At 36.5% G+C, this 24,772-nt stretch carries 29 protein-coding genes; 1 reads left to right on the forward strand and 28 read right to left on the reverse strand.

Annotated elements, in window-relative coordinates:
- Positions 1 to 292 precede the first annotated feature (292 nt).
- From IJF99_RS05610 to neuB, 27 genes are all read right to left on the reverse strand, one after another.
- Positions 293 to 553, reverse strand: coding sequence for a hypothetical protein (locus IJF99_RS05610; RefSeq protein WP_292792937.1), 261 nt, complete (start codon positions 551 to 553; stop codon positions 293 to 295).
- On the reverse strand, positions 474 to 1,724 hold the full coding sequence (ftsY, locus tag IJF99_RS05615) for a signal recognition particle-docking protein FtsY (protein ID WP_292792939.1): 1,251 nt from the start codon (positions 1,722 to 1,724) through the stop codon (positions 474 to 476). Before ftsY ends, IJF99_RS05610 begins: the two co-directional genes overlap by 80 nt.
- Before the next feature lie 125 nt (positions 1,725 to 1,849).
- A complete protein-coding gene (gene pfdA / locus IJF99_RS05620; RefSeq protein ID WP_292792941.1) occupies positions 1,850 to 2,284 on the reverse strand; it encodes a prefoldin subunit alpha in 435 nt (144 codons plus the stop codon).
- 16 nt (positions 2,285 to 2,300) lie between these two features.
- Positions 2,301 to 2,525 (reverse strand): 50S ribosomal protein L18Ae, encoded by a 225-nt coding sequence (gene rpl18a, locus IJF99_RS05625; RefSeq protein WP_292792943.1) that lies wholly within the window; start codon positions 2,523 to 2,525, stop codon positions 2,301 to 2,303.
- A 24-nt stretch (positions 2,526 to 2,549) separates the two neighbouring features.
- Positions 2,550 to 3,224, reverse strand: coding sequence for a translation initiation factor IF-6 (locus IJF99_RS05630; RefSeq protein WP_292792945.1), 675 nt, complete (start codon positions 3,222 to 3,224; stop codon positions 2,550 to 2,552).
- A gap of 28 nt (positions 3,225 to 3,252) precedes the next feature.
- Complete coding sequence (locus IJF99_RS05635; protein ID WP_292792947.1) at positions 3,253 to 3,498, reverse strand: 50S ribosomal protein L31e; 246 nt, start codon at positions 3,496 to 3,498, stop codon at positions 3,253 to 3,255.
- A gap of 11 nt (positions 3,499 to 3,509) precedes the next feature.
- Positions 3,510 to 3,665: a 50S ribosomal protein L39e gene (locus IJF99_RS05640; protein ID WP_004032463.1), complete on the reverse strand. Its 156-nt coding sequence runs from the start codon at positions 3,663 to 3,665 to the stop codon at positions 3,510 to 3,512.
- Between the two features lie 20 nt (positions 3,666 to 3,685).
- Positions 3,686 to 4,270, reverse strand: a complete 585-nt coding sequence (locus tag IJF99_RS05645; protein WP_292792949.1) for an asparagine synthase-related protein — start codon at positions 4,268 to 4,270, stop codon at positions 3,686 to 3,688.
- 5 nt (positions 4,271 to 4,275) lie between these two features.
- Entirely contained in the window at positions 4,276 to 4,632 is a 357-nt protein-coding gene (locus IJF99_RS05650; RefSeq protein WP_292792951.1) for a DNA-binding protein, read from the reverse strand.
- Positions 4,633 to 4,656: 24 nt separating this feature from the next.
- Positions 4,657 to 5,094 (reverse strand): 30S ribosomal protein S19e, encoded by a 438-nt coding sequence (locus IJF99_RS05655; protein WP_292792953.1) that lies wholly within the window; start codon positions 5,092 to 5,094, stop codon positions 4,657 to 4,659.
- Positions 5,095 to 5,188: 94 nt separating this feature from the next.
- Positions 5,189 to 5,446, reverse strand: coding sequence for a YhbY family RNA-binding protein (locus tag IJF99_RS05660; RefSeq protein ID WP_292792955.1), 258 nt, complete (start codon positions 5,444 to 5,446; stop codon positions 5,189 to 5,191).
- Positions 5,415 to 5,780 (reverse strand): ribonuclease P protein component 4, encoded by a 366-nt coding sequence (locus IJF99_RS05665; protein ID WP_292792957.1) that lies wholly within the window; start codon positions 5,778 to 5,780, stop codon positions 5,415 to 5,417. The genes IJF99_RS05660 and IJF99_RS05665 overlap by 32 nt, the downstream gene beginning before the upstream one ends.
- A gap of 200 nt (positions 5,781 to 5,980) precedes the next feature.
- Positions 5,981 to 6,370, reverse strand: coding sequence for a type II toxin-antitoxin system VapC family toxin (locus tag IJF99_RS05670; RefSeq protein WP_292792959.1), 390 nt, complete (start codon positions 6,368 to 6,370; stop codon positions 5,981 to 5,983).
- Between the two features lie 29 nt (positions 6,371 to 6,399).
- Positions 6,400 to 6,627 carry a hypothetical protein gene (locus IJF99_RS05675; protein WP_292792961.1) on the reverse strand — a complete coding sequence of 76 codons (228 nt, stop codon included), beginning with the start codon at positions 6,625 to 6,627 and terminating at the stop codon, positions 6,400 to 6,402.
- A gap of 351 nt (positions 6,628 to 6,978) precedes the next feature.
- Positions 6,979 to 7,509: an adenylate kinase family protein gene (locus tag IJF99_RS05680; protein ID WP_292792963.1), complete on the reverse strand. Its 531-nt coding sequence runs from the start codon at positions 7,507 to 7,509 to the stop codon at positions 6,979 to 6,981.
- Between the two features lie 2 nt (positions 7,510 to 7,511).
- Positions 7,512 to 8,606: a GTP-binding protein gene (locus tag IJF99_RS05685; RefSeq protein WP_292792965.1), complete on the reverse strand. Its 1,095-nt coding sequence runs from the start codon at positions 8,604 to 8,606 to the stop codon at positions 7,512 to 7,514.
- Between the two features lie 89 nt (positions 8,607 to 8,695).
- The gene (locus IJF99_RS05690; RefSeq protein ID WP_292792967.1) at positions 8,696 to 9,418 is read right to left on the reverse strand and encodes a Cna B-type domain-containing protein; all 723 of its coding nucleotides are present in this window, start codon (positions 9,416 to 9,418) and stop codon (positions 8,696 to 8,698) included.
- 96 nt (positions 9,419 to 9,514) lie between these two features.
- Positions 9,515 to 12,193 carry an STT3 domain-containing protein gene (locus IJF99_RS05695; RefSeq protein ID WP_292792969.1) on the reverse strand — a complete coding sequence of 893 codons (2,679 nt, stop codon included), beginning with the start codon at positions 12,191 to 12,193 and terminating at the stop codon, positions 9,515 to 9,517.
- 147 nt (positions 12,194 to 12,340) lie between these two features.
- Positions 12,341 to 14,497 carry a DNA topoisomerase I gene (topA, locus tag IJF99_RS05700; RefSeq protein ID WP_292792971.1) on the reverse strand — a complete coding sequence of 719 codons (2,157 nt, stop codon included), beginning with the start codon at positions 14,495 to 14,497 and terminating at the stop codon, positions 12,341 to 12,343.
- Between the two features lie 287 nt (positions 14,498 to 14,784).
- Positions 14,785 to 15,819: a glycosyltransferase family 8 protein gene (locus IJF99_RS05705; protein WP_292792973.1), complete on the reverse strand. Its 1,035-nt coding sequence runs from the start codon at positions 15,817 to 15,819 to the stop codon at positions 14,785 to 14,787.
- 48 nt (positions 15,820 to 15,867) lie between these two features.
- Positions 15,868 to 16,920 carry a hypothetical protein gene (locus IJF99_RS05710; protein WP_292792975.1) on the reverse strand — a complete coding sequence of 351 codons (1,053 nt, stop codon included), beginning with the start codon at positions 16,918 to 16,920 and terminating at the stop codon, positions 15,868 to 15,870.
- 135 nt (positions 16,921 to 17,055) lie between these two features.
- Positions 17,056 to 18,036, reverse strand: a complete 981-nt coding sequence (locus IJF99_RS05715; RefSeq protein WP_292792977.1) for a UDP-N-acetylglucosamine 4,6-dehydratase family protein — start codon at positions 18,034 to 18,036, stop codon at positions 17,056 to 17,058.
- 13 nt (positions 18,037 to 18,049) lie between these two features.
- Positions 18,050 to 19,168 (reverse strand): DegT/DnrJ/EryC1/StrS aminotransferase family protein, encoded by a 1,119-nt coding sequence (locus IJF99_RS05720; protein ID WP_292792979.1) that lies wholly within the window; start codon positions 19,166 to 19,168, stop codon positions 18,050 to 18,052.
- Positions 19,169 to 19,264: 96 nt separating this feature from the next.
- Entirely contained in the window at positions 19,265 to 19,666 is a 402-nt protein-coding gene (locus tag IJF99_RS05725; protein WP_292792981.1) for an acyltransferase, read from the reverse strand.
- Positions 19,663 to 20,358, reverse strand: coding sequence for an acylneuraminate cytidylyltransferase family protein (locus IJF99_RS05730; protein ID WP_292792983.1), 696 nt, complete (start codon positions 20,356 to 20,358; stop codon positions 19,663 to 19,665). Before IJF99_RS05730 ends, IJF99_RS05725 begins: the two co-directional genes overlap by 4 nt.
- Positions 20,359 to 20,408: 50 nt before the next feature.
- The gene (gene neuC / locus IJF99_RS05735; RefSeq protein WP_292792985.1) at positions 20,409 to 21,533 is read right to left on the reverse strand and encodes a UDP-N-acetylglucosamine 2-epimerase; all 1,125 of its coding nucleotides are present in this window, start codon (positions 21,531 to 21,533) and stop codon (positions 20,409 to 20,411) included.
- A 12-nt stretch (positions 21,534 to 21,545) separates the two neighbouring features.
- Positions 21,546 to 22,574, reverse strand: coding sequence for an N-acetylneuraminate synthase (neuB, locus tag IJF99_RS05740; RefSeq protein WP_292792988.1), 1,029 nt, complete (start codon positions 22,572 to 22,574; stop codon positions 21,546 to 21,548).
- A 150-nt stretch (positions 22,575 to 22,724) separates the two neighbouring features.
- Between neuB and IJF99_RS05745 the strand changes: the two genes are divergently transcribed.
- Entirely contained in the window at positions 22,725 to 24,155 is a 1,431-nt protein-coding gene (locus tag IJF99_RS05745; RefSeq protein ID WP_292792990.1) for a flippase, read from the forward strand.
- Positions 24,156 to 24,169: 14 nt separating this feature from the next.
- Here the strand turns inward: IJF99_RS05745 and IJF99_RS05750 are convergent.
- Positions 24,170 to 24,772, reverse strand: a 603-nt coding sequence (locus tag IJF99_RS05750; RefSeq protein ID WP_292792992.1) for an iron-containing alcohol dehydrogenase, incomplete at its 5' end; no start/stop codon positions are given.

Consider the following 24,772-nt stretch of genomic DNA (forward strand, 5'->3'; position numbering starts at 1 on the left):
AAAACGAACGTCCTATTCCTGATTGAAATAACTTTCACCCCTTGCTTAAAAAATTTATCTAAAAAGATATATAAATCTTTTTAATAAGAAATTCGAATTAAAATAGCTTAAATCAATGAAAATAGATTTAAAAGATGTAGAAATACTTATAAAAAGAACAATTATGTTAAAATAAGCTATAATAACCTTAAATAAAGTGAATTAATTTTAAGTAAATAGTGACTTTATGATATTAAAAACACTTAGTTGAAAATTTTTTAAAAAAAAATTAAAGGACATTTAACCGAACATGCTATCTGTCGATTAAATTGAAGATGGATTTAGCTGTTCCCACGCCTGTGATTTCCAATTGGCCGGATTCAGTTGATTTTCGAGGAGTAGTGAAATTCCGCTGTTGCAGCCAATATGCCCCCCGGCAGTTTGGGACATGGCGTGCACCCGGCAGAATTGCCCAATCACCGGATAATGCGCCCCTAATCCTCTTCTGTTTCCTCTTCGCTTTCTGAAAATATCTGATTAAGCATCCATTCGGCATCATATTCCATGATGTCATCATATCCCTGGCCCATTCCCAAAAAGAGAATCGGTTTTTTGATGACATATCCTATGGAAAGTGATGAGCCTCCTTTGCTGTCAGCATCGGCCTTTGTAAGGATTACACCGTCGATGTCGATTGCCTCGTTGAATTTTCTGGCCTGTTCGGTTGCGTCGTTGCCTGTAATTGCATCGCCGACGAATATGACCAGATCAGGCTTTGCAACCCTCTTGATCTTTTTCATCTCATCCATGAGGTTGGTGTTGGTCTGCATCCTTCCTGCAGTATCTATCAGGACCAGCTCCTTGCCCTGTGCCCTTGCATGCTCAACCGCATCGAACGCCACTGCCGCAGGGTCTGAGCCTTTCTGGTGCTTGATGATTTTGACGCCGACATTGTCTGCATGGTGGGTGACCTGCTCGATTGCCCCTGCCCTGAATGTGTCTGAAGCCGCAATGACCGGAGTGTATCCCTTCTTCAGGTAGTAGTTGGCCAGCTTTCCGATGGTTGTTGTCTTGCCTGTTCCGTTGATGCCGACAAACATCACAACAAGAGGTTCGCCTTCCGCCACCTTTTCTTCAAGCATTTCAGTCATTGATTTGCCTGGAATGTCGATTATTTCCTTGACTGCATCCCTTAAAGCGTAATATGTGTATTCGGTTACGTCATTGCTTCTTTTGATTTTCTTGCCTACAAGGTTTTCCCTGACGCTTTCGACGACTTCAGTTGCAACCTCCATTGCAACGTCCCCCTGCAGGAGTTCCATTTCAAGCTCGAAGAGTATGTCCTCAACGTGCTTTTCCTTGATTGTCTTTTCGCGTGCAAATGAGAATACCCCTCCAGTAGCCTCGCCGTCGACTGATTCCTTAGGTGTCCTGTTCCAGAAATGGGACTTTTTCTCCTCAACCTCCTCTTCAGGACTTTCCTCTTCATCCTCATCCTTGTTTCTGTTCCAGAAGCGGGACTTTTTCTCCTCAACCTCCTCTTCAGGACTTTCCTCTTCGGGAATCTCTTCAGCTTCGGGGAGCAGGTTTTCCTCTTCCTCATCCTTTTTTCTTCCAAATGAGAAGAAAGAAAATCTTCCGCCGGTTTCCTCTTCGATGTTGTCTTCCTGTTTTGCCTCTTCGATTAGTTCTTCTTCCAGTTTCTCACTGGTTCGTGAAAATTTCTTTTTCAGTGAATCAAACAAAAATAACCCAACCTTGATAGTTTAGTTGAAAATAATTAATAATAGGTATGTCTGTTATGATATTTAAAAAAAACGAGTCTTAAAAAATAATGAAAAATATTTAAAAAAAAGTAAAAAAAGATAATCTAACCCATTTGGGTCATATTACCTTGTGCTGCAGCTGCGATTTGCTCAGCCTGAGCCTGAAGATTGCCGGCAATGTCAGTAACTTGCTGCAAATTGGCAAGCATCTTGTCCAAGCTGTCTTTCAGTTCATCTTTCTGCCCAGAGATGATTTCTCTTGCGCCGTCTGCATCTTTTTTGACCGCAAGTCCTGCTCCAATACTTACGATGATTTCATCGGTGTCTTTAAGCTCCCCTTTTACAAAGGTTCCTGCACCTACAGGCACGAAAGCCTCGATTGAGTCTTTGCCTTCAATGTCATCCAAAGTATTGAGGAATGCGTCGACTTCGGCAATGGAAGCCTGAATCAATTCGATCTGTTGACGAATTAAGTCTGCCTGTTGCCTGTACACATTGATTTCGTTAAGAAGACTGTTTAATCTTTGTTGATCTTCCATTTTAATCCCTCAATGCTTATAAAATTTCTTTTACAATTGGGTCTTGAACGTCTTCAGGAGCAATCTCTTCAATTGAGTCAATTGAAATCTGGTTTCTGGTGATACCGTGTTTGCTTCCGAATCTTTCATAGATTTTACTTTCTACGTCACCTTCGCAGGTAGCTTTGTATTCTTTGGTAAAATCGTGATATTCGTCACCCATTACAAAAGTACCTTTAACTCTGTAAATTTTTGTTATCATTTAAATCCCTCATGATTATATTAATTAAAAATCATCATCCAAAAAGCCTAATGCTTCTTCAACTCTAGCCATTTCAGGACCGGTACTGTCCTTGGCGACGATTGCGCCGCTGGAGTTTCCAATAATGCAAGCTCCAACCAGTGGAATTCCTCTTCCAACAGTACCTATATCTCCTTCAACACCAAATACTTCACGAGCAAAGTTAACTTCGGACTGAAGTGCGTTAGGACTCATCAAAAATCCTTTATTGGTCACCTTGATCAATGAACCTATGATGTCGCTTCCGACGATGTGGGAAGCCTTTACGTCCACATCCAAAGTTTCTTCAAGGACCTGGATAGCCTCATCCTCCAAAAATGGACTTGCTATTGCGCCTTTGTCGTTTGCCGCAACGATGTTTCCGACGGCAGTGTACTGGCCGGGAATGGTGGCGACGTTTAGGCCCATGTCCTCGAACTGTTTAACTTCTCTATCCAAAACATGTGGGGAAACAACAATACCGTTTGAATTGGCTACAGATAAAGATCCAATAAGGCTTGACCCGGAAATAGAAGATTTGATTACCTCAACATCCAATGTTTCCTTGATGATATCCACCTTTTCATCCAATAGATTATAAGGAACGATAGCCAGGTTGTCGGTTGCTGTGATAAAAACCCCTACATTCGGATTTCCTACAATATCTACTCTTTTTAACATATTGTTTACCTCACATTTAAATTAGTGTTTATTCTGCTAAAGTAGCTGTAACAACACCATCATCATCTTTAACTGCTTTTACAGTAATTTTTGAAGGTATTTTTTGAATACCTCTTTCCCAAATAGCATGATTAATAGATTCGTCGATTTTAACATCGCTGGCTTTCATGTGTTTGGTTAAGAAATTTCTGATTTCCCTGATAGCTCTAGGAGCTCTGATAGTCCTTTTGACTTCTTTCACATTTCTAAGTGGAATTGTGTAAACTCTTTCCATAATTACCCCTCTTATAATTTAAGACTGTTTCTTCTCCAATGTCTAGGTTTAGGTCTGTATCTAAGTTTACGGTTAGTTTTAGCATAAGCCCAGATTGGAATTCTCCTATTTTGTTTGTTTGCTTTTGCCATTCTTAATTTTTTAGCTAATGGTTTATTTCTACTCATTTTCTCACCTGTAATAATAATTATTGTTTATATCCTATAACTCGAGTTTGATAATGTTCGGGGAAAATGTCCAGTGAGTTTGCTCCCCTCTCATCAATCATTGTCCTTATTTCAACCTCAAAATCGGAACTATTGTCCCTGTTTGACTTTTCCTTTGAAATTTCAAACAGATTGTCTGTAATCAGTCTGACTGATTTGTGACCGAAACTGTCGAGATTGATGTATTGGACACTCATCCTGTCTTCAAGACTTCTGATCTGATTGACGTTGAGTTTTGGAGTTCTATCATCACGTCTTGTCCCGTCTGCAATAATATCATGATTTTCAGCCAGTTTTTCAACTGTCCTTTCGTGGATGTATTTTATTCCGTCGTTGGGAAAACCGTCTTCGAGGATTCTCTCACAGGTCTCTTCGAGGATTTCTCTATCCATTTTTAAGACGTTGTGTTTGAAGCCTAATGCCTCTGCGGATTTTCCTGCAGGAACATATGAATCGTAGACGCCGAAATTGGCGGTGTACAATTCCACATCAAGACCCAATCTTTTGAGCATGACCGCAACGAAGGATGAGTCCTTTCCACCACTATATAGAACAGCCGCTTTCATTGATATTATTTCCTTGTAATCTTAATTTCTCTTTTCTGACCAGCGATTTGCCTTAAAAGGACTTTTATCTGGTCATCAGTTACTTTTCCTCTTAGGCTGCCTGCCTGTGCTGACTGGATGAGCTGAAGTTCAATCTGGTTAACCAATTCTGGTTTGGTCAGTTTGAGATTTGCCAATCTCTGACGAGCTTCAGGTGTCATGATCTGGCCTAAGATTTGTTTTTTCTGAGCTTCGAATTGCGCTTGAGCCTGCTGCTGTTGTGCCTGAGCCATGGCCTGTTGTTGGGCCTGGTTCTGTGCGGCAGCCTGTTGAGCCTGCAGCTCAGCCATTCTTTTTTGACGAATTTCATCTAAATCGCTCATATCAAACTCTCCCAAAAATTATAATTAATATTTTTCAAGTTCAGGAATGTCTTTAATTATTTCTCCGGAAATCTTATCCAAAAAGGATCTTCCTTGAGGACTTACGACTCTTCCGCCTTCCACTTTTTCCACATATCCTGCGTCTTCAAGCTGATGGAGTGCGGTTCTGATGATTGATCCGCTGCCTTTTCTGAAGACTTCAGGGCGTACTCCACGGTCTTTTTTACCGCCGTAGAAAGTTCTTAAACTTGAAACGCCAACAGGTCCGTCGATGTAGACTCTTCTAATGATAGAAGCAGTTCTGATAAACCACCAATCAGGGTTTTCTGGTTTTCTTTCCTTGTGAACACCAGTTCTAACAAAATTGGACCATGCAGGAGACTCTATTTTATCATTTTCTTTAAATTCTTCTGCGACTTTTTCAATTAATAAATCTGCAGGTACATCAAATACAGTAGTCATATTAATTCTCCAATATTATTTTTTTATTGTAGCTTAATCCACTGTAAATTTAAGACCTAAAAAAATAGGGCCTGTAACTCTAAATTTATAATGTCTAAGGCTTTTTCTTGTAAATAACAGCAACGTGGCCTCTAACGTCGATTAGTTTCGCTTTGGTTTTAGAGACGATTTCGTCGATGTATTTATCTTTATCGCGAGCGATATTTTTTGCAAATTTAAGTTTAACAATCTCATTAGCTTTGAGCTGGCGTTTGATTTCTTCGATAACATTATCGTTGACGCCTGATTTGCCAATGTTGATTGTCATCGCATCAAGAGCTCTATTCATCATTTCTTTTTTGTCGTGACTCATATTTAGCTCTCCTTTTAAACTTTTTCTCCTTGTGATAAGGAATTTTCATTACATGACCGCATTCACCACAAAAAATGTTAACTTCAGAGTTAACTAGCCGGACGGTGCAATTGCGACCAGGCGAGAGGAAACTTTTACACTCCTTACAATACCTCCTGGACCATTCTTCAGGTACCGGAGTATTGTATTTAGTAGACAATTTCAGTGCCAATTCGACATAGCGATTGGATCTTTCCGGATGGGTGATGAATTCCATATCGGCACGATCAAAAAGAATATTCATTCTTTCAATCGCAATTTCAATCATCCACTTTGGTCGTTTTCCTCTACTCAAAAATATCCTCCTTTAAAATGTAGGATATAATATTCAAAATTGAATTAAAATGATTTGCGCAAATTAAAACAAAAACCATAGTTAAGATAACCTTAGGTTAATATGAATATTAAGAATAATTATGTATATTACTATTTATAAAGGTTGTGAATTTTTGGATATTTTAGTTGAAATTTAAAAATTATGAAAAGAAAGGATTTTCAGTGAATCCTTTCAAAAGCACCGATTTTGTCAAAATCGGAATCAAATGAAACTATCCTTGTAATACTATGTTTTATCATCGAATTAACAATAGTGCAATCTGAAAAGTTAATGGTTTTGCCGAAATAATTGAACCATTTCATTGACTCCTCATAGTCCTTCATTGCTAAAAAATCATAGACATCCAAATTTTCTAAACAGGACAACAATTCATTTACGTCATTATCATAATTATTTTGTTTAATTGAATTTAATACTTCAACTAAAACGGTAGTATTGATTACTTTCGTCTCATGTTTCAGATAGGGTTTAACTCTTTTGGAAAAATGGTTGTAATCATCATTTTTTAAAATTAATCCTTTAATGTAAGATGAATCTAAAAAAATCATTCTTTGACCTCTGTGGTGTTTAATATATATCAGTCAAACATGTCTGTGATCCTATCCAGAATGTCATCCCCTTCGGGCTTGTCATGCTCCAACAAGTTCCAAATCCTATCCCCATCAAAATCATCGGAATAATCCTCAAGCTTCCTCAGGTTGTCCCATAATATGTCATTGACTACATCTTCAGGCGTTTTATTTGATAATCTGCATTTGATTTTTACTTTTTCTACAACATTGTCATCTAACGTAACGCTTACCATATCATTACCTCTTGTTTGGTTTTTTAATCCTTTTTGAATATAGCTTTCAACCAAATCTAAATAATTAGAGTTAGTTTTTAAAGCAAATCTTTTCAAATCTTTTAGTAAGTCATCATCAATGTCAAAACTTATTTTTGAGATATTATCACACCCCATTATAATTAAGTTATATCAGACAATACCGAGACTTAAAATTAATTAGTCGACTGACATCTGCAATTATAATTATATTCGCATCATATTTAAATATTTTCAATATGCGACAAATCACAGTTGTGCATTTGAAGAATAAAGTATTTTAAAGCAATATTTATATGATTAAGTAAAATTGATTTGAGTATGTAAAAAAAGTCACGGATTTGAAATAAGCCAATCCATAAAGTCAACAGAACCTACGGGATAATCTCCCCCATTATGGATTACATCTTCAATCAAATCGACGGCTTCGTCCATGGTTAGGCCGCTGACATCCAGTTCATATACCTTATCAGAGTAGTTCTCATAGGCTTCCGCAGAACATACTCCAAGGGCTTCAGCTTCAAGGTTTTCGCGGATTTTGGCGTCTGAGTAATCTCTGGCCTCAAGCCTTGTCTTCAGGATGTCGGGATCAACCCTCAAGACTATCACCTTGTCGGCGCCGTCGCACAAATGGGACAGGTGCCCCTCAAAAATAAGCAATTCATCGCAATCTTTGATGAGTTCATCTACATAAGCGCTCAATTTGTCTATGTCGATGACTTTATAGCCTTTATTCTCATCAATGCCTAAAACGAAATCATGATTTATTGCCAAATCATTGATTTTAATTAAGCGTCCATTCAATTTACTTGCAAGAGTTGTTTTGCCCGTACACGGAGTACCGGTTATAAAAACAGCGGTCATGTCTACTTCTTCAAAATTATTCTCAGCACATCCTCATCCTCAAGGACATGGTCCGGACCGACCTTCTGTCCTGGGAATTTAACTGAAGTTCCCCATACCTTTGCATGCCTGAAATTCTTGACGAATTCCCTGTGAAGCTTACCGCATGCATCGATTACGGTAGAGCCCTTCTTGATTACCAGAGGATCTTCCATATCGGCCTTTCTTCCCTGCGGTTTCAGATAGACCCTGACAAGGTCAAGATTGTCGAATATTGTATCCTTCAACTCGTCGATGTTGGTGTTCTTGTCCGCTGAAATCGGAATGAACTCAGGAATGTACTTCTTAAGCTCTTCCAGGTATGCGTCGTCGACCAGATCAACCTTGTTTAGAAGGATAAGCATCGGAACATAGGACTTGTTGCGGTCAAGCACGTCAATGAACTGGTCCATAGTGACGTCGTCCCTGAAGAGAACGTCAGCATTGATGTAGCCGTACTCGTTCAAGATTGACCTGATTGTCTTTTCATCCAGATATGTAAGAGGGCATGTGGATGAAACCTTTACACCGCCAAGCTTCTTTCTTTTGACTGTAACGTCAGGAGGCCTTTCATTCGGCCTTATGCCTATTGCTCTTAATTCATTGATGATTACATCTAGGTGCTGTGGATTGAATGTGTCAAGCACGACAAGAATCAAATCTGCGGTTCTGGCCACGGACAGGATTTCCTTTCCTCTTCCCTTACCGCTGCTTGCGCCTGTGATGATTCCAGGAATGTCGAAAATCTGAATCTTAGCATTCTTGTGCTCCATAACACCCGGAACAATATCCAGTGTGGTGAACTGATAAGCTCCAACCTTACTTTCAGCATTTGTGATGTTGTTAAGCAATGTTGATTTACCAACTGATGGAAAGCCCACCAAAACGACGGTTGCGTCTCCGGATTTTTTCACATGGAAACCTTGGCCTTTGCTGCCTCCGCTGCTTCTTTGAAGGGATTCTTCCTTAAGCTTGGAGAGTTTTGCCTTAAGTTTACCGATATGGTGGGAAGTGGCCTTGTTATAAGGTGTCTTTTGTATCTCTTCCTCAATTGATTTGATCTTATCTTCAATTCCCATTTAGGTTTTGCTCCATAAAATTAGTAATTAAATATAAGATTGTTATAATATTTAAATTTTAAAAAAAATAAGAAGAAAAGAAAATTTAATTATTCTTTTCTGCGTAATTGATAAGCTAAACCTGCAACACTAATAGCAAGTACTCCTAATAAAATTGGATTACCAGTATTGTGTTTGTCTTTGACTTTTTTAGGCTCTTTTTTGACAACTTTTGTAGTGGTGATTGTCTTTATGAGTTGAGTTTCATTTTCCGGAGTGTCGTCTGAGTCATCGATTGAGTCATCATCTGAATCATCGGTGTCGTCGTCAGCCGGATTATTTTGGTTGTCGTCATCAGTATCCGTTGAGTTGTCATTGGAATCATCAATGTATGTGCATGTGATTTCATATCCGTCCTTTGGATTTCCGACGATTTTGGTGGTATATCCGTCAACGTGGACATCCTGGACACTAATTGAATCTGCATCAGCATCAGGAATGTTTGCGGCCTCACCTCTCCAGTCGTTGACATCAGTCAGTTCAAATTCCTGGGTATTCTCGCCTGCATTTACAATAACAATGACGGATGAAGGCCTTTTGCCCGCATTATTGTCGTTGTCTTCCCATACTATCTTAACGGGAAACTCAATAACCCCCAAGACAGGCTTGTCATCAGCAGTTATCTTTTCATCATCATTGTCCTGGGACATCTTGTCGTCTGAATCGTCATCGGCCGCCATCTGATCCTGGGTTTCGTTTACGGCAGCGACAATTGAGACTGAAACTAATGCCAGAACCAATAGGGCTAAAATTAATGTTAGTTTTCTGTTCAATATCGCACCTCGATTAAGTAGTTATGTGATATATATTGTGTTAATAATATTTAAGATTAGTTGAAAAAAAAAGAAATGTAAGGTAGTTTTAATTAACTACCCGCTTGTACTGTTAAAATTTACTTTATACAACATTACGCCGTTTTCAGCATGTACCGGTTCGAACACGTCCTGACCGGCTCCGCCGAGCAGGTACAATCTGGTAAACATTGAGTTTTCAAGTTTGTTGTCGATTAAAATCGGAGTGTACTCGTTGTCCTGACCCATTATGAATATTGTGTAGTTTCCATCGCTTGCGCCCTTGATGGATTCGTTCTTCATGATGTATCCGTCCTCGATCAATATTAATCTGGATGCTTTCAATGGGTTGTATTCGGTACCGTTGACTTCAATCGGCTCGCCGCTGTCGGTATATACTGATTCGACATGTGCGTCAGTTGTATTGTTGCCGGAACCCCTTTCGATAACCACATTTACGGTCATGCCCTGATCATCCAGCATGTGCACCTTGCCTGACTGTCCAGGAGCGACCTTGGCTGAGTCGAACGGCACGTAGTAGTTGTAGTTTTCGGAAGTCTGGTTGTCGAAGTCCCATGCTCCGAAGTAGGTCCACCAGCCGGCCTTACCGAGCATATCTGAAGATGCGACGAATATTACCGGTCTCGGATTGTCAGGGTGAGTGTATTCGATGACCTGCTTGGCCTCGGCAGAGGTCAGGTCGTATTTGCTGGTCAGTACCTTTTGGGCGTCACTGGAGCTTCTAGGCAGGATATCGATTAGAATATCGGTTGCCTTGCCCGGACTGCCTGTGAGGTTGATGAGATACTCGTCAGCCCTTGTACCTGTAGTGTCCAGCATCCTGAATATTCCTGCGGAAAGGTCAATGTTGTCGGTTGTCATCGCCTGACCCAGCCAGAAGGCACGTTCCCCTGACTGGGAACCTCCGTCGAATGTTACCTGCCTGTCGGCTGCAACCTCGAAGAGGTAACCGAAGTCCCACCAGGATGTGATTACGGTATCTTCAGGTTGGGTTTCATCAACCCATTCCATGGCGTTCCACATGTAGTCGTTTGTACCGGGAACAACGTTTTCGGAAGTGAGATATGCTCCGCAGATACTTGGTGTCACCAATGCAATCACCAAGGCGGCAATAAGAACATATTTCTTGAGCGGAATGTTTTTCTTGTCTGCGGAATTGGATTTGAGTGCAAAGACTGATATCAGGCCTATTGCGGAAATTATCACAAATACTGCAATGCCCAAGATCATGTTGACAGTTACCAGAGGCACTGCCGCAAGGAATGCGCAGAAAATGATTGCAGCGATTAGCCATTTGTCGTTGTCCAATTTGGTTTTGATGTAATCGCAGGCGAATCCGACGAATATTCCTGTAAGGAATGCGAAAGGCAATACGATTGTGGTAATGAACCTTGAACCTCTCATTACTGCAAGGGCGGTCACTACTACCCATACGACAAACAATGTTGTGTACAATACTGTTAAGCGTTTATCTGATAAGATCGGATTGTCCCCGCCGAATTTCAAATCAGCGTAGGATAATTTGAATTTGCGGCTGTTGTCAAGCTTTTCGGCTGCGGATAATCTTTTTCCTTTTTGAGGTTTGGCGTCAGCCGGTTTTTGCCTTACGTTTCTGAATTTCCATGTCCTTGAAACCAAAACGTATAAAACTATCAATGCGGCAAAGAATACTGCAATACCGCCGATACCGTTGATGAATCCGTTGGTGTTTGCTAAAAACATGGAGTTCATTCCAGCACCTAACATTGCAGGCATCTGCATCTCTGCAACGGAAATAAGTACGTTCGGGAATCCCCCTACAACAACAGACGCTGACTGCAAGTTCAATAAGTTTAAGACACGTCCGAATATTCCAAGAACACCGTCAACGCCCTGGAACACTGCAAGACCCGCGAATGCGATTACTCCTATTGCAACAACTGAGAGGAATTCCCTGTTGTGTATGAGCCATTGGCCGACGTTTGAATATTCATCCCTGTCCGCATCAACATTGAATATGAAGGATGCAATTAGATAAATCACGGCAAACAGTCCCATAAGTGCAACGTAAAAGATCCATCCAGTCCATTGGATGGAGAAGAGTCCTATTGATATTACGGACAATACCGCAAATACTATTTTCCAAATCCAGTTGTCGCTTCTGATTGATTCGACAAAGAAGAATATGAAAAATATTGAGAATATGTAATAGAACATATCTGTATCGAAAAATCCTGGGAATGTGTGCGCAAAGTAGTTCGGAGCAAGTGCAATGAGCAATGTTGCCACAATTGCCCCATAATCATTGGTAATTCTTCTTGAAAAGATAAACGCCGGAATCACACATAATGTTGAGATGATTGCTCCTGTCCAGAATGCAACTTCCTTGACTGAATAGTCACCACCAAAGAAACCATTCACAGTATCATGTAGCCAGGAGGTCACATAGACAATGCCCAGTTCATAATTAACCATTTCACCATCAGGAGAATATCTGTGCATATCCCATGCACTTCCATTTATCATTTCATCCCCTGCATAGCCGTGTTCAACATAGTCGTTGGTCAACCTGTAGTTATAATATGAATCCATTTCACTGAAGTACGGAAGACCTGATGAGTCGGTATATAATGCCTTACCGTTGTCATCCAACATGTTCAAATCAGCAGCAGGAGCTTTTAATGCGAATACAATAGCTAAAATAATCAGAACAATGATTATTCCTTTACCTACTGTCATTAATGTTTCTCTATTCATTAAAAATCCTCTAATCTAATTAATTAATCAAAATTATAAGAAATAAATAAAAATAATTTCAGCAATGTGTAAAAATATTTTTATTGAATAGTATATTTACCTTTACTATTATTAAAATATTATGTATATATGAAAAAATGAAAAAAATTATTTTTCCAGTTTTGATTCGAGCTCATCAACAGAGCATGTGAATCTGCATTTCGGAAAACCGCTGCAGCCGATGAAATCACCGTATCTGCCTGAACGTTTTATGAGCTGTTTGCCGCATTCCGGACATTCCCCTACGTTTTGGGGCTCGTCCCTTTTTGGTGTTTCCTTGCCGCAGTTTGGATCAAGGCATGCCCTCTGGCGAGGCTTTCCGAATGAAATTATCGGAAGTCCGCATTCCTCACATGTCTTTTTGAGGAAATTGGTTCCTTTCGGAATTGAATAGCTGGCAGTGCAGTCAGGATAATTGGAACATCCTACAAATGAGCTTCCGGTTTTAGGAGAATATCTTTTAATCAGTTTTCCACCACATTTAACGCAGGTTCCAACAATGTTGCTTGCCTGATACGCCTCATAAAGCTTGTTTCCGATGCCGCTCTGGTTCTTGTCAATTTCAAGAAGAATTTCCCTGACGTCCTTTTCCCCTTCGCTTACTACGCTGTCCCTGCTGGTTTCGTTGTTGTTGATTCCTTCAAGCTTGTTTTCCAAATCCCTTGTCAGCTCTTCGGAAGTCAAATCGTTACAGTAGGTGTTCAGGGTATCTATGAGATTTTCGCCAAGCTCATTGACTTCAATCTTGGTTCCATGAATGTATTCCCTGTCATACAGCTTGTCGATTATATCCGCACGTGTCGCCTTGGTTCCGAGGTTCTTTTTCTCAAGCTCCTTGATGAGTGAAGCCTGGTTGTACCTTGCAGGAGGCTTGGTTTCCTTCTCCTCCTTGATGAGTTCCTTGACGCTCATAACATCCCCTTCTTTTACATCAGGGAATCTTTCGTTGTCAATCTTTTTGAACGGATAGTGCTCCATCCATCCCTTGTGGGTGACTCTTCTTCTTGAGAACTTGAACTTCTCGCCTTCGATGTCAAGGGTTGTTTTCATTGTCTCGAATTCCGCTGCTTCGAAAAATACGGCAATGAACCTGTATACAATCAGGTCATAGATTTTCTGCTCGTCCCTGCTCAGTTTGCCCGGAAGAATTCCGGTCGGGTGAATCGGAGGGTGAGCCGCATCCTCTTTTCTGCCGTTGTGGGGAATCAGTTTGGAAGGCAATTTGTCGATGTGCTTTTTGAATTCATGATTTGCTGACAATTGCTTGAATATATTGTCAAAGCCCAGACTTGCCGGCAATTTCTGAGATGATGTTCTCGGATAGGAAGTGTAACCTGCACTGTAAAGGTTCTGTGCGGCAATTTGAGTCCTTTTAGGAGAAAATCCGAAAACGCTGTAGGCTTCAGCCTGAAGGCCGCTTAAGTTGAACGGCACCGGAGGCTTGGTTTTTGATTTTGAAAGTGTGATTTCATCAACGACCGCGTCCTTGCCGTTGCACTTGTCAAATATCTCTTCAGCCCTTTCCTTATCAAAGATATTGCCCTCGACGTGCTTGATTTCAATGTCTTCAAAGTCCAAAATAGCTTTCAGGTTCCAGTATGGTTCCGGGACGAAATCGCGGATTTCCTTTTCGCGGTCAACAAGGATGGATAATGTAGGAGTCTGAACCCTTCCGACTGACAATTTCAGGAATCTGTGCTTGGTTTTTCTGACTGAATTTGAAAGGGCAATGGAAATGTTCATTCCGAAGTAATAGTCAAGAATATGCCTTGCGATACCGTTGTCGACCTGATGCATGTCAATGTCAATGCGGTTTTCATAAGCGTCGATGATATCCTTTTGGGTCAATGTTGAAAACTTCATCCTTGAGGCCTTGCTCAATGAATCTGACCCGCAGGCATATTTGAGGGCATTGTATCCTATAAGTGTTCCCTCAACATCGTAATCGCATGCATGAACATATGAATCGGCATTCTTTCCGAATTTCTTGATAGCGTTGAGATAGTTTTTGGTGTAGGTGCTGCTTTTGTTTGCCTCATGGGACGGAACCCACTTGAGGTCAAATGAGATGCCGTACTTGTACCTTCTTGGAACCAATGAGTAAAGGTGTCCGACACCTGAAACGACGGTAATGTCCTTTTCATCACGTTTAAGTTCCCAATATTTGACTTTCTTGTTGTACACTTTCTTTTTAGCACTTGGTGAAAGTGCTTTTGCTATCTTTTCCGCTGAACTCGGCTTTTCGCAAATTATTACTTCATGCATTATACTCTTACCCTTGTCGATTTTTATAAATATATTTTAATAAAATTTTTAGTATAAAAAGATTACTATTGAAATAAATATCGTTTCTCTAATGCTATATACTATCCTTCGAATTTCCAATATACTGCTCCAATTAAAATTATTTGAAAATTCCAAATAATTTTTTTGAATTTTATTCAAAACCAAAAGTCAGTTTAAAAAATTAATTAATAGTATCCCATGGAAAATATAAAATATCAGCAGCACATATTTTTAGATAAATGTGAATCCAAATATCTGTAAATAAATTATCCTTTCTTTATAAAATGTAGAAATGCTAAGACGGGAGCTGGAAAATACATCATAATAAATCTAATTACTTCATAATACAATTTATCTAGAATTTTTTTATCATTAGTTGCCAAAACGTCATTTTTCCAAGGTGAAATTGATTTATAATAATCATAACATTTATTAAATGGATTTTTTGGAACATGCTTAAAAATTCCATTATGTATCATCCAAGGCCTATCCCATACCTGAGATAAAAAATGAACAACAACTGGATGGGATAATGAATGTTTAATCTCATTTTCTGGATAAAATCCATCAATAGAACCAAAATAACTATTTAATTTTAAATTTTTTTTATAGTCCACATAAAAAAATTCCGACATGACATTAAATTTAGGATTCAGCAATAATACATTATCTTCACATAATATATTTATAATATTTTGATCATGCAAGAAATTTTTATCAGGATAGTCATTAATTAAATTTATAGCCAATTTAGCGAAATCAATTTTCCTCCATTTTTTTAAATTTATTAATAAAACACCCGAATTGATAAAGGGAGTTGATTTATTTTCGAAAAGATAATAATGCTTGGTAATATTTGCCATAATATCAATAACACCCCCGACATAATTATTATCTAAATTAATATGAAATAACTCAGATAAATCATCTAACACAATAGTGTCTGAATCCAGGTATAAAATTTTTTCAATGTTTTCAGGAAGTAAATCTTGCAAAAATAATCTTGAAAATGCGGAAATTCCTAAAAGATTAAAGAAATCATTGTCTTTTAAAGTATTTTTAATTAAATTACTAATATCATTTTTATCAAAATATTCTAAGATATTATAAAATTTAATTTTAAGATTTGAAAATTCTCTCTCAAGACTTTCAATTTTCTTTAAATTCCTATCAGAAATATTATTATTTAAGACATGTATTGTAATATCGTTTAACTGATTATTTTTAGCAATTGAAATTATGCATATGCCTAAATGAGTAGCATAATTATTATCTGCTGCCATACAAATATCTAAATTCATAAAAATCCCCAATTAATGATTTAAACTCCAAATACTAATTTTTATAGGTTACCTATCAATTAATTGACTTTTTGATATTCTTATCATTCTTTTTGCATAATCTTTTAAAAATAAAGGTTTTCTCATATAATAACTAAAGGAAGAATAGTTATCTTCACATTCTAAAAGTATTTTTCTTAAATCTTCCTTGGATTTAACACAATAAATACCTGAATATTTATTAATTATTTCTTTATTCTGATTTGTGATTTTACCTTCTGATTTTAAAAGAGAATTTTTAATTAACTCAATATCATTCACTTTTGCTGATTTAACTGTACTGTCATATGATTCTTCAGCAACCAATGACAAATATTTCCCATCCGTTTTTTCTATATTGTACTTAACATTCATAGGCAGTATGATATGAGGTTTACCCAAAACTAAAGCATAGAATGAAGAAGTTCCTATTTCATTTGATATTGTTAAATCGCTGAGTTCGATGATACTTCTTAATCTATTTAAAAAATAAGGATCATACATATATCCTGCGGTCATGACTTCAAAACCATATTTTTTATAAAATTTATCTCTTCCTAATTCCACATCTTTCCAATAAAGGGAAATCGTTACTGTATCAAATTCACTGCCCATATCCTGAATTTTATCACAAAAATCAGTGATGCTAAAATTAGTAGTTCCACCTAAAGTAGAATGTGCTGGAAAAACTAATAGATTAGTACCTAATTCTTCTTTCTTTTCTTTATAATCATTATTTTTTAGTAAAGGATTAGCATAATGAATAAATGGTCCTATTGAATATGCACCATGATTATTTTTTTGATTTTTGATTAAATTTTCTCTAAATGGAGACATCATTATTGAAGGTAATGATTCATGAACTCTAAATCCGCATTCAAAATATTCAGAAAAGTTTATACCATGTTCAATGAATGCTTTAATTTTATAATCATTATCAAAACCACAATATTCTTTTAAAGATTTATCAATACCATAAACTCCAGAAGCGGAAATATAATTTTTTGATGAATCAATAGGGACTGATAATTTATGTATATCTCTAAAATCTATATTAAGTCGATTTTCATAAGAATCATTCATTTAACACCACCACAATATCTATAATACTTCAATAATCAGAAATTTAACACCATATTCTGAATCAAAATAGTTAATATGCTAGTTTGAAATTATTTCATAAACACCAATAATATTTCAATGAAGGTTTCATTTCAATTAGGATATTTCATTTAAAATCGACATGATTTCATTTTTAGACAATTGTTCTATTTCAGAAGAATTGTAAATAAAATCAAGAGGATGTTCATTTATTTCTTCTCGTATGATGAATAAATCACCATTATCTTCTGCATAAACCATTTCTTCAGGAGTCATAAGGTCTTCATGTAATTTTTCACCAACTCTCCTTCCAATAATTTCAATATCAATTTCTTCAGCATTAAAACCATATTTAGGAGCATAAAACTCAATCATAGCATCTGCTAAATCAGATAATCTTACAGAAGGCATTTTCAATATGAAAATCTCTCCTCCACATGATAGTTTTCCAGCATCTAAAATAAGTTTAGCTGCTTCGTAAATATGCATAATAAAGCGAGTCATACTTTCATCAGTGATTGTTACTGGTCCACCATTACTTATCTGTTTTTTAAATACTGGAATAACAGATCCTCTTGAATTTAATACATTTCCAAATCTTACACATGAAAATTTAGTTCCACCCCTACCACTATACACGTTAGAAGAAATCATTAATCTTTCAGCTAATAATTTTGTAGCACCCATAACATTAACCGGGTTAACCGCTTTGTCTGTACTAATTAAAATTACTTTTTCAACACCACAATTGATTGCAGCATCAATAACATTTTGTGTTCCTATAACATTTGTTTTAACTGCATCCATAGGATTATATTCACATAATGGAACATGTTTATAAGCTGCAGCATGAAAAATTATGTCAATATCTTTAAAAGCTCTTTCTAAACGCCTATAATCTCTAATATCCCCAACTAATGTTCTAATTTTTGATGAATTCAAATCCTGTTCTAAATCAAATAAAGCCGTTTCATTATTGTCCAATACCCTTACAACATCCACATCATGATTTAATAGTTCTTTAACTATTTTTTGACCTATTGAACCAGAACCTCCTGTGACAAGAACTTTTTTTCCTTTATAAAAATCATTTAACATAAAAAAAACACCTTTAGCTTTTATAAAATTTCCCAATAGTTTCAGCAATGTAATCCATTTGTTCAGTAGTTATTGATGGGAACATTGGAAGAGTAATTGTTTTTTCAAAAATACTCTCAGTAACTGGTAAATTAACATCATACTTTAATTTATTTCTATAAAATTCTGATTGATGAATTGGATGGAAATAAATTTTAGATGAAACTCCATTATCTCCTAAGTATTTAATTAATTCATCACGTTTATTTGCAAAAATACAGAATAATTGGTAAACATGATTATAACCTTTTGGAACCTCCGGAATAGTTATTTCGTCAGATTCTTCAAGCAATCTCCTTGAAAGATATTCCGCATTCTTTTGTCTTAATTCGATGATTTTATCAGCTTTTTGAATTTGTGAAATGCCCAAAGTAGCAGTTAAATTAGACATTCTCCAATTAAAACCTAAATCAATGTAATCAAAAAGATTAGAAGATGAAAAATAATCTGCACTTTCCAATCTTCCATGAGACCTTATAAGATTAATTTTTGCGTAAATTTCATCAGAATCCGTAACAATAGCTCCTCCTTCGCCAGTTGTTATTATTTTATTTTGGCAAAAACTTAAAATATTTAAATCTCCAAAAGTGGCGACATTTTTACCATCAACAGATGCTCCAAAAGCCTCTGCGGCATCTTCAATTAAAATTAAATCATTATCTTCAGCAATATCCTTCAATTCTTTAATTTTACAAGGGCATCCACCATAATGAACAGGTATAATTGCTTTGGTATTTTTATTAATGAGACTTTCTACAGATTCCGGATTCAAACCACAAGTAGTTTCCTCAATATCTGCAAAAACAGGTTTTGCTCCAGTAAATAATGCAGAATTTGCTGTAGAAATAAATGTGAATGATGGAACAATTACTTCATCATTTTTACCTATTCCCTGTGATAATAAAGCCGCATGTAATGCAGAAGTTCCAGAATTTAAAGCAACTGCATGTTTAGTTCCAATATAATTTGCAATCTTTTCTTCGAACTCTGATACTCTTGGTCCTACAGCCCAAAACTTCCCAGAAGCTATTTCATCAGAAATAAGTTTAATATCATTTTCATCATTATATATTTCAAATAATGGAATATTCATTATAGGCCTCCTTATAGAATATCAATAAATATTGAGTTATAATTATATTTTATTATTATTTAATGCTTTCTAAAATTTAAAATTAAACGTTAATTATCAATCCAATTTTCTAATAACTTTTGTCGGAACCCCAAACGCCACAACATTATCCGGAATGTTTTCTGTCACAAAACTAAAAGCGCCTATTATGGAATTTTTGCCAACTGTGACTCCCGGCATGATTACTGAATGGGTTCCTATTTTACAATTGTTCCTAAGGATTACTTCACCCTCCTTATCATCAATTGTAGAAATGGAATAAATAGAACAGTGAGATCCGATTTGAACATTATCTTCTATAATCACATTATTTTTAGCATTGATATAAGTGAATGCTCCAATATCGGTTTTATAACCCAAATCCAAATTATCCTTATGTTGAACTAACCAATTGTATTTTGTTAATTCACCTTCTTTTATTTCAGGTGCTTTCCAATTTTCAAAACGATCTTTGCTCATAATTTCACATCATTAAACTCATTTAAGATAATTTCTGCAAGTTTAAAATCAAGAGGAGTGTCTATATCAATGCTCCTTTCTTTAGACATTACATATGGAATGGTTTTATCGCAATAAAATGACCTATTTTTCCTAATGAAATCAGGTGTGGTGATATAAATCGCTCCATTCAATGAATAATAAGTTGGAAAATCCTGCCTTCTGCTATTGAATAAAGATTCATTGTTGTTTTGAACTAAAAATCCATTATTAAGAGAAAAATTTAGTAAAGACCTATGGTCCATCTCACAGACGCCTACTAAAGAATCACAATCACTGTCTAAAAACAACTTGATTGAAGCTTCGATATCCTCTGAAGTTCTAAGCGGGGATGTTGGTTGTAACAATATGAATAAATCAGGCAATGAACCGTGGTTTTCCATATAATCAAAAACATGCAATATAACATCTATACTACTAGAATCATCACCTGCCAACTCTTCCGGCCTTTCTATTACTTCTGCATCATACTTTTTTGAAATTTCTGAAATTTCAACATCTTCAGTCGAAACATATGTACTGTCAATCAGATTACATGACTTTGATGCTTCAATAGAATATGATATGAGCGGTTTTCCATTTAGAAGCTTTATGTTCTTTCGAGGTATTCCTTTACTTCCGCCTCTTGCAGGGATAATGCTAATTATATTCATAATTACCTATCTTTAAAATTAAATATATATAATTTTTCATTAAATTACATCTAGAAAAATTCTTTATTTAGTAAATCATCATTAATTTCGATTTTTTTTAGAATTTTACAAATTCTTTCGCCAGTTTTTCCATCACCATAAGGGTTAACGCAATTTTTTAATATATCGCAATACTCATCAGATTTAACATAGTCAATTGCCTCTAAAATTTCATCATAATCATAATTAACATCAACAACATTATTCGCTTTTTCACGACCTTGCTGTCTTGTTCCTATATTTATTACAGGCAATTTGAATGAAGAGGACTCAATTATTCCACTACTTGAATTTCCAATTAAGATGCTGGCCAAACCCAACAAACCAATGAAATCTTCATGAGGAATATTCTTATATGCATCAACATCATACTCATTGATTTTTTCAATCATTGCTCTTCCACCTGCATCGGCATTTGGATAAACAACAATGACCTGATAATCGGTGGAAGTGACTGCATCCAATGTTTTGGAGATTTGTGAAGATGAATCTTCAATTTCCAAACTTACAGGATGTTGCAATACCAGAATAAAATCCTTTTGAATTTTATACTTATTTTTCAGATACTCTTCATCGATATTATCTTTAACTGAAATTATTGAATCTAAACCGGGTGCGCCAACGACAAAGACATTGTCGGGATTTTCACCCATCTGTTTTATTCTTGAAGCACTTTTTTCAGTTGCTGGAAAATGGATATTAGCCAATTTGGTTATCGCATGCCTGGCAGAATCATCAACAGTGGAGGATACGTCTCCTCCATGGATATGCACTATAGGAATCTTCAAATATGAAGCAACAATTGCTCCAGCCAACATTTCTCCACGATCACCCAATAATAATACGATATCAGGTTTTAATTCGACAAAGACATCAGTTAAATCTGTGATTAAATTTCCGATGAAATTTGCCATTGACCTTTCGTCATCTTTTTGAAAAGTTTGATTAACAATATGTAAATTGAAATTATCCTTTTTAATTTCATCTATTGAATAACCGAATTCATCCATCAAATGCATGCCGGTTGCAACAATATCCAGTTGAATGTCATCCTCATTATGCAATAATTTAAGAGTATTATGCATTAAACCATAATCCGCTCTTGTTCCAGTTACATATAATACCTTTTTAATCATAAAATCAACAATTTATTTTAAATATTCCCATTTCATAACAGTACCATGATTTAAATCATTGATAACTGTTTTACCTACTACATCATCAATAAATTTAGGAGGAATTCCGGTTCCTGGCCGCTTTATTGATAACATCTCTCTTTTAAGGACAGTTCCTTTTGAAATATCTTCATTTAACACAATACTTTTGCGAGCAACCTTTTTAATCTCCATTTCATTTTCACTGAATTTTCTAATTCCGTCACCCATAGCAACCTCAACATTTCTTATTGCATCAACCATTGATTTAAACTCTTTAGGATTTAGAGAAGCTTTATGATCAGGCCCTTCAAAATTTTTATCTAATGTAAAATGTTTTTCAACAACACAAGCACCCAAAGCGACCGCGGCAATTGGAAGCTCAATACCGGGACTATGATCTGAAAATCCAATTGGAACATTGAATTCCTTTTGCAAAGTTTTTATAAAATTTAGGTTAGCTTCTTCAAAAGAAGTTGGATAACCAGTAATGCAGTGTAAAATAATCAGATCATTCTTATTTTCAATATAATTATAAGTTTCTCTAATTTCATCCAATGTTGCCATTCCAGTTGATATAATCATGGGTTTGCCAGTTTTTTGAATATGATTTATCAATTCGAAATTGGTTAATTCACCGGAACCTAATTTATAAAAGGGCACATCCAATTTTTCAAGTAAATCAACACTTTTTAAATCAAAAGGAGAAGATATGAATATCACATCATTTTTTAAAGCATAACTTTGTAGTTCTTTAAAATCATCAGATGTAAGTTCTAATTTTTTCAACATTTTCATTTGTGAATCTTCGTTTGTGTTTTTTTCTTGATAACCTGCAGTTTTAGCATTTTCAGTTACTAACGCTTCACTATTAAAAGTTTGGAATTTAACCGCATCTACCCCGCATTCACTGGCTGATTTAATCATTTTTTTAGCAAGTTCAATACTGCCGTTATGATTGACGCCAATTTCAGCAATTATGAATGTATGTCTATTAGAACCATTATTTTTAAGAGATAACATTGAAAATCCTTTTTTATTTTTAATAAATTATATATTTAAACATATTATATAAATACTGTTGAAAATAATTCCAATTAAAATTTATTAATACTTAAATATTATAAAATTGAATAAGAATAAATATAACCATTTTACTTTTAAGATGATTTTATGAGTCATGTAAGAACAATATTCGAAAATATGAGCTGGCTGCTAGTTTCACAAATAATAGCAAGTATCTGCGGCTTTATCTGGACAATTCTAATTGCCAGATATTTGGGGGTTAGCAATTATGGCATCTATGGATTTGCTGTTTCATTTACCGGCATTTTAGCCATTGCTGTGGATTTGGGAATAAGCACTCATATTGTCAGGCATATTTCTACCGATTACGACTCCGCTTCAAAATATCTGGGTAATGCAATGCCCTTGAAATGCATCTTTTCTGTTGGAACATTCATCCTGACATTGATTCTGCTGATATTGATGAAATCGGATGAAATCGTTATAGCAGTGACATTGCTTTTTACTATTGAAATGATTATTAAATCATACGTCAGTTTATTCAACGGGTCTTTTCAGGCGTTTGAGGAAGGAAAATATCAGGGAATCGGAAATACAATATTGAATATCCTATTGCTTGTTTTCATCTTAATCGCCATTTATGCGGATTTGGGTCTTTTAGGAATTGCATTTTCATACATTTTGGCAAATTTCGTTGCCTTAATCTATGTATACCATGTTTTCAATAGACGCATCGCTAAACCCAAATTTGAATTTGATGTGGAATTCTGCAAGCAGATAACCATGTTTTCAATACCTTTTGCGGTTACCGGCTTTTTATATATGATTTATTATTCAATTGATATGGTGATGCTCACCAACATGGTCGGGAACTACGCTACAGGAATCTACAATGCGACATACAAGTTGATTTCCGTTTTGACACTGTTCTACACAGTATACACTGCAGTAATCTTTCCTGTAATGAGCAAATTCTACAAAAACGATGAATCAATGCTTTTAATCAGCTTTGAAAAGTCAATAAAATATCTGATGCTTGTAATTATCCCCTTGGCTGTTGCAACAATGTTCTACTCATCAGACATCATCCATCTGATTTACGGCCACGAATACGACGCCGCCTCATCCGTTTTATCAATTCTAATCTGGACCGTGTGCCTACTGTTCATAAGCGGTGCGGCCAACACCCTTTTGAACGCTTCCCACAAGGAAGTTACAGTCACCAAAATCTATGCCGCCGCTGCGGTCTTCAACATTGCGCTGAACCTGTTCATGATTCCTCTTTTATCATACAACGGTGCTGCAATCACCACCGTTTTAAGCGATATACTGATCGTAATCATCCAGGCATTTGTAATCTACAGGCTCGGCCACAGGCCGAACAGGAAATTATATTCTGATTTAATTAAAATAATCATCGGCTCAATGATTTTAGGAATTGCACTCATCCTGCTGAACCTCAACATGTGGCTTGCAATACCTGTCGGAATAATCATCTATCTTGCGGCCATTTACCTGTTGAGGGTCTTTGACGGCGATGACAGATACGTCATCAATGAGATTCTCAAAAGGAACTGACCCCTATAGGAGTTTTAATATACATTATTCAGAATATCGAGAATTTCATCCTCATCGAATATGATCGGATTGTTGTCCATTCTTCCGCCGGTTGTTGCCAGTTTTACGATATCCGGAATTTCCTCTTTCTTGACGCCGAAATTGGACAGTTTCAAAGTTCCGGATGTGACCTCATCCAGCCATCCTTTTATGTCATCCAAGTCCTTTGCATCCCATGAGTCTAAAAACAGATCCTTTTCCTTTAAATAATCCCAATTTCTTGACAGAACTTCGGATAATGTCATTGCCGCTGCAAATCCGTGATTTATTCCGAACATCATGGTCAACGGATAGGAAATTGAATGGCAGGCAGTGGTACGGGTATTTGAAAAGGCAAGGCCTGCAAAAAATGATCCCATCAGCATTTTTCTGCGGCATTCAAGGTCATCCAAATCATTTAAAGCCAATGGCAGGTATTTGCGAATTATCCTAATGGAATCCCTTGCCAGGACGCGTGTGTATGGATTTGACGGTACTGACCAGTAGGATTCCATGGCATGGGCCAGGGCATCCAGGCCTGTTGCCAGCGTCATCTTCTCATCCATCGTAACCGTCAGTTCGCCCACAAGCCATGATTC

This window comes from Methanobrevibacter sp., from assembly GCF_017406825.1.
In the GTDB taxonomy this organism is placed as follows: domain Archaea; phylum Methanobacteriota; class Methanobacteria; order Methanobacteriales; family Methanobacteriaceae; genus Methanocatella.